The sequence below is a fragment of the Corallococcus carmarthensis genome, assembly GCF_003611695.1.
Classification (GTDB): domain Bacteria; phylum Myxococcota; class Myxococcia; order Myxococcales; family Myxococcaceae; genus Corallococcus; species Corallococcus carmarthensis.
Map to the genome: position 1 here is coordinate 1 of NZ_RAWE01000374.1, position 4,836 is coordinate 4,836.

Consider the following 4,836-nt stretch of genomic DNA (forward strand, 5'->3'; position numbering starts at 1 on the left):
CTCGTCGTCCGTCCGGCTCGGCTTCGCGGGTTCGGCCACCACCGGCTTCGGCTCGGGCTTCCTCGGCGGCGGCTTGCGCGCGGGCTCCGTGGCTCGCGCCGGGACGGCCGCCTGCGGCCTTCCGTTGTTCTTCGCGGGCTTCTCGTCCGACGCGCGGTAGCCCTTGCGCTCCGCGGGCGGCTCCGGCGGATCATCGTAGGAGTCGCGCACCGGGCGCGCGCGCGGCTGCTTGTTCTCCTCGTCGCCGAACGGGTCCTCCTCGCGGCGGCGGTCCTTCTCCTCGATTTCACGCAGCTTGGCCGCTTCCGTCTTGCTGCCCCGGCGCTCGGGCGCGGCCTCCGGTGCGTCCGGCGCCCGGCCGTTCACCGCGTTGAACTGACGGGCGCACTGCGTGCGCGTGTCCAGGCAGCCCTCGAAACAGCGCGTCAGCTTCTTGATGGCGGCGCCGTTGCCGCCGTACTCGATGGTGCAGTCCTCCTTGCACGTGGTGGCGTCCTCCTCGCAGCCGGGGGGGACTGGGCCGGCCAGGGCAGGGGTTCCGAAGAGGACGCTGAGGACGACGAGGCGCGGAAGAAGACGCATGGCAAATGTGAAAGCTACCAGTCTTCCGAGCTTCCTGGGCGAGCCCCCCGCGATATCGTCAGGCCCACGCCCGGCGACCGGGCGAGAGGAGACGCATGCGGGCGGTCAAGGTGGGCATCATCGGGGGCCAGGCCCTCTACCAGGCCCTGGGACTCCAGGGACGCGGCGAACACCTCTCCGTGGAGACGCCCTTCGGGCCCCACAGCACCCCGCTCATCGCCACGGAGCTGGAGGGCGTCCCCGTCGTCTTCGTCTTCCGCCACGGCCAGGGCCACGTCCACAACGCCACCCGCGCCCCCTACCGCGCCAACCTCTTCGCCCTGAAGACGCTCGGCGTCACCCACGTCATGGCCACCGGCACCGTGGGCAGCCTGCGCGAAGCCATCCAGCCGCTCCACCTGGCCCTGCCGGATCAGGTCATCGACCGGACCTACCGCCGCCCGTGCACCTTCTACGACGACGTCGCCGTGCACGTGGAGCTGGCCCATCCCTTCTGCGCCACCCTGCGCCAGACGCTCGCGGAGGCCGCCCAGAAGAGCGACACCGTGGTGCACCCCACGGCCACCTACGTCTGCATCGAAGGCCCCTCGCTCAGCACCCAGGCGGAGAGCCAGCTGTACCGCGCCTGGGGCGCGGACCTCGTGGGGCTCACCGCCATGCCGGAGGCCCGCCTCGCGCGCGAGGCGGAGCTGCACTACGCCCTCATCGCGCTGCCCACCGACCATGACTCCTGGCGCCCGCAGCCCGTGGGCCAGGAACCCGAAGCGCTCCTGCCGCAGTTCACCCAGCGGCTGGACGCCGTCACCGCCCACGGCGCCGCGCTCCTGCGCCGCGCGCTGCCCCGCATCGCCAGCGCACCCTCCACCTGCCGCTGTGACAGCGCGCTCGCGTTGGCCATCTTCACCGACCGCACGCGCATCCCCGCGGACGTGAGGAGCCGCCTGCGCCCGCTGCTGGGCCGCTACCTGCCCTCCGGACTCGTCTAGCGTTCAACATCCAGCGTTTCCCGCCGCGAGCGCTCGCCCGGCCGCCTGCTGCCGAATGCCCGGACCGTTCACACATTGGCTCCCCACAGACCCGGAGGGGGAACCACATGGGGCTGCCACGGCTCAAGTACCTGACGTGGAGGGAGTTCGCGCGGCGCTTCTGGAAGGAGATTGAGGAGGACACCGTCACCGACGTGGCGGCGCAGCTGTCCTACTACTTCATCTTCTCCCTGTTCCCGTTCCTGTTCTTCCTCGTCACGCTGGTGGCGTACCTGCCGTTCGCGCCCGGCGCCGTGGACGCGATGATGGACCGCATCCGCCCGCTGGTGCCCGGCGACGCGCTGGGCGTGGTGAGCCAGCACCTGACGTCCATCGTCGGCGAGACGCGCCCCAAGCTGCTCACCGTGGGTCTGGTCGTGGCGCTGTGGACCGCCTCGCGCGGCGTGGATGCCCTGCGCAAGGCCCTCAACCTGGCCTACGACGTGTCGGAGTCCCGGCCCTACTGGAAGACGCAGGGCCTGGCGCTGATGGTGACGCTGATGGGCGGCCTGCTGATCCCCCTGTCCTTCGCCATCCTGCTGCTGGGCGGGCGCGTGGGGGCGTGGGTGGCGGACAAGCTGGCGCTCATCGACGAGTTCCACCTCGTCTGGTCCTGGCTGCGCTGGCCCTTCACCGCGGCGCTGGTGATGCTGATGCTGTCGCTCTGCTACTACCTGCTGCCGGACGTGAAGCAGCGCTTCAAGTACATCACCCCGGGCTCCGTGATTGGCACGCTGGCGTGGCTGGGCAGCACCTGGGGCTTCACCCAGTACGTGGAGCACTTCGGCAAGTACGACGTCACCTACGGCTCCATCGGTGGCGTGGTGGTGTTGCTGCTGTGGCTCTACCTCTCCGGGCTCATCTTCATCCTCGGAGGGGAGCTCAACGCCATCCTCGAACACGCCTCCGCGCAGGGGAAGGCCAAGGGCGCGCGCGACTTCGGTCAGCCGGCGCCCCTGGAGCCGCCCCTCAAGACCCCCGGCGCGGCCAAGAGCGCCGCCAGCGCCCGGAAGACGCGGCTGGCCCTCTTCAAGCGCAAGCGCCGGGTGGAAGAAGGCAAGGACCCGGAGCCCCCGGGCCTCCTGCCGGACGGGAACGACAACCCGCCCGTGCACTGAAGCGCCGGGGCCCCGAGGTGCGGGTGACTACTTGGGCAGCTTGGCCTGGATGGCCGTCAGCCCGCCCGCGGTGTTGCGGTCGCCCTTGAGTCCCTGCTGCGCGATGATCTTCTGAAGGTGCGCGATGCGGTCCGCGTTGGTGGGGTGTGTGGACAGCCACTTGAGCACGCCCGGCGTGGAGCCCTGCTCCTTCTGGAGCTTCTCGAAGAAGGAGATGAGGCCGTTGGGGTCGAAGCCCGCCGCGGAGGCGTACTTCGCGCCGTACTCGTCGGCTTCCGTCTCCTCGCTGCGGCCGTGCGCCAGCTGCAGCCCGCCGCCCGCCAGCTGCGCGGCGATCTGCGCGGCGGTGCCCGGGTTCTGCCCCAGCGCCACCTGGGTGATGGCCTGCAGGCCGTAGGCGTTCACCATGGCGCGCGCGGAGTGCCGGCCCACCACGTGGCCCGCCTCGTGCGCCATCACGCCCGCCAGCTCCGCCTCCGTGTCCGCCGCGAGCAGCAGGCCCGTGTACACGTAGAGGAAGCCGCCCGGCGTGGCGAAGGCGTTGACCGTCTTCGGGTCATTGATGACGTTGACCTTCCACTTCACCCCGGAGCGGTCCTTGTTGGCCTGCGCGAGGATGGGCGCGGAGATGCTCCGGACGTAGTCAAGCACCGCCGGGTCCTCCACGTACTTGATGTTCTCCTTCGTCTCCAGCTCCTGCTTCACCTGGAGGCCGAGCTGGTTCTCCTGCTCGTCGGAGATGAGGACACTGGCAATCGCCTTCTCCGCGCCCACGCGCTGCTTGGCGCAGCCCGTGGTGAGGCCCGAGGCCAGGGTGAGGGTCAGGAGTGCGGTGACCATCCGTTGCATGGGCGAGTCGTCCCTTCTTGCTGAAGTGGTTGGAAGCAAAGCGTGCGCGGCCCGTCGTAGCCGCGCCCCCACGCCCCGGGCAAGCGCCTTCCCCTCATCCCATCCACCGGGGGACATGCGCCGGAAACAGTCCGGTGGTATGCCCCGGCGCTTAGATGCCTGAGCTACCGGAAGTGGAGATCGCCCGGCGAAACCTGGAGCGCTGGTTCAAGGGCCACCGCATCGTGCGCGCGGAAGCGGACGCCACCCGCGTCTTCCGGGGCGCGGAGCTTGCGCGCTTCACCCGGCTCACCGGCCGCGTGGAGACCCTGGAGCGCAAGGGGAAGTACCTGCTGCTCACCCTGGAGGGCGGCCACGGGCTGATGGCCCACCTGGGCATGACGGGCAAGTTCGTGCGCCGCGAGGAAGGCGAACCCGTCTCCCACAGCCGCGCCCGCTTCCACCTGGAAGACGGCCACGTGGTCCACTTCAGTGATCCACGCCTCTTCGGCCGGCTGGAGCCCGTGGCCGCGAAGGCGCTGTGGGACCTGCCCGCCGTGAAGGCCCTGGGGCGTGATCCGCTGACGGAGGGGCTCACCGGGCCCCAGCTGGAGGAGGCGGTGGGGGACTCGAAGCAGGACTTGAAGGTGGCCCTGATGGACCAGGGCCGCGTCGCGGGCCTGGGCAACATCCACGCCGCGGAGGCCCTCTTCCGCGCGGGGCTGCACCCGGCGCGCAAGCCCGGCACCCTCACGCCCGACGACTGGAAGCACCTGGCCCGCGCCATCCACGCCGCGTTCGACTTCGCCTTCAAGGAGCAGGAAGGCGAGGACATCACCTACCTGGAGGAGCCGGGGTCCGCGAACCGCTTCCGCGTCTACGGGCGGGCGAAGGGCCCGTGCTCGAAGTGCGGAACCCCCGTGGAGTCCTTCACCCAGGGTGGGCGCACCACGCATTTCTGTCCGAAATGTCAGCCGCTCTCCATGGTTCCCTCCCGCGTGTCCCGGAAGGGGCCGGCGGCGGGGAAGGGGACGGCCCCCGCCGTTGCAAGTACGAAGCCTCGCTCCCGTAGACGTTGACACCCCAGGGGTGCATGGCTTGAATCGCCCGCCCTTTACACCCGGCCGCGTCATGTCGCGGCCCCGGAGACCGTTGACCATGCCTCACGTCCTGCTGGCGGCGCTGCTCGTCGCCTCGTCCACGGCCACCGCGCAGACGCCGGTGCCCGATGGTGGCGCGCCCTCGGCACCCCAGGAGTCGGCTCCCGCCGAGTCTCCCGCCCC

At 70.6% G+C, this 4,836-nt stretch carries 4 protein-coding genes and 1 pseudogene; 3 read left to right on the forward strand and 2 right to left on the reverse strand.

Annotation, left to right across the window (positions count from 1 at the left end; translation table 11 throughout):
- Positions 1-582, reverse strand: a pseudogene (locus tag D7X32_RS43180) (hypothetical protein); the annotation flags it as partial.
- 95 nt (positions 583-677) lie between these two features.
- On the opposite strand from D7X32_RS43180, the gene D7X32_RS43185 reads away from it, so the two are divergent.
- Together D7X32_RS43185 and D7X32_RS43190 are read left to right on the forward strand one after the other, a co-directional pair.
- Positions 678-1,568 carry an MTAP family purine nucleoside phosphorylase gene (locus D7X32_RS43185; protein WP_120608304.1) on the forward strand — a complete coding sequence of 297 codons (891 nt, stop codon included), beginning with the start codon at positions 678-680 and terminating at the stop codon, positions 1,566-1,568.
- A 107-nt stretch (positions 1,569-1,675) separates the two neighbouring features.
- Positions 1,676-2,725 (forward strand): YihY/virulence factor BrkB family protein, encoded by a 1,050-nt coding sequence (locus D7X32_RS43190; protein WP_120608305.1) that lies wholly within the window; start codon positions 1,676-1,678, stop codon positions 2,723-2,725.
- Positions 2,726-2,752: 27 nt separating this feature from the next.
- Here D7X32_RS43190 and D7X32_RS43195 read toward each other — a convergent pair whose 3' ends face one another.
- On the reverse strand, positions 2,753-3,574 hold the full coding sequence (locus tag D7X32_RS43195; RefSeq protein ID WP_120608306.1) for a M48 family metallopeptidase: 822 nt from the start codon (positions 3,572-3,574) through the stop codon (positions 2,753-2,755).
- 155 nt (positions 3,575-3,729) lie between these two features.
- Between D7X32_RS43195 and mutM the strand changes: the two genes are divergently transcribed.
- Positions 3,730-4,632, forward strand: a complete 903-nt coding sequence (mutM, locus tag D7X32_RS43200) for a bifunctional DNA-formamidopyrimidine glycosylase/DNA-(apurinic or apyrimidinic site) lyase (RefSeq protein ID WP_120608307.1) — start codon at positions 3,730-3,732, stop codon at positions 4,630-4,632.
- Positions 4,633-4,836 lie beyond the last annotated feature (204 nt).

What these genes read in the sequence shown, in the direction of transcription:
- D7X32_RS43195 (WP_120608306.1), bottom strand. Translation starts at nt 3,574, where the DNA reads ATGCAACGGATGGTCACCGCACTCCTGACCCTCACCCTGGCCTCGGGC.
- mutM (WP_120608307.1), top strand. Translation starts at nt 3,730, where the DNA reads ATGCCTGAGCTACCGGAAGTGGAGATCGCCCGGCGAAACCTGGAGCGC.
- D7X32_RS43185 (WP_120608304.1), top strand. Translation starts at nt 678, where the DNA reads ATGCGGGCGGTCAAGGTGGGCATCATCGGGGGCCAGGCCCTCTACCAG.
- D7X32_RS43190 (WP_120608305.1), top strand. Translation starts at nt 1,676, where the DNA reads ATGGGGCTGCCACGGCTCAAGTACCTGACGTGGAGGGAGTTCGCGCGG.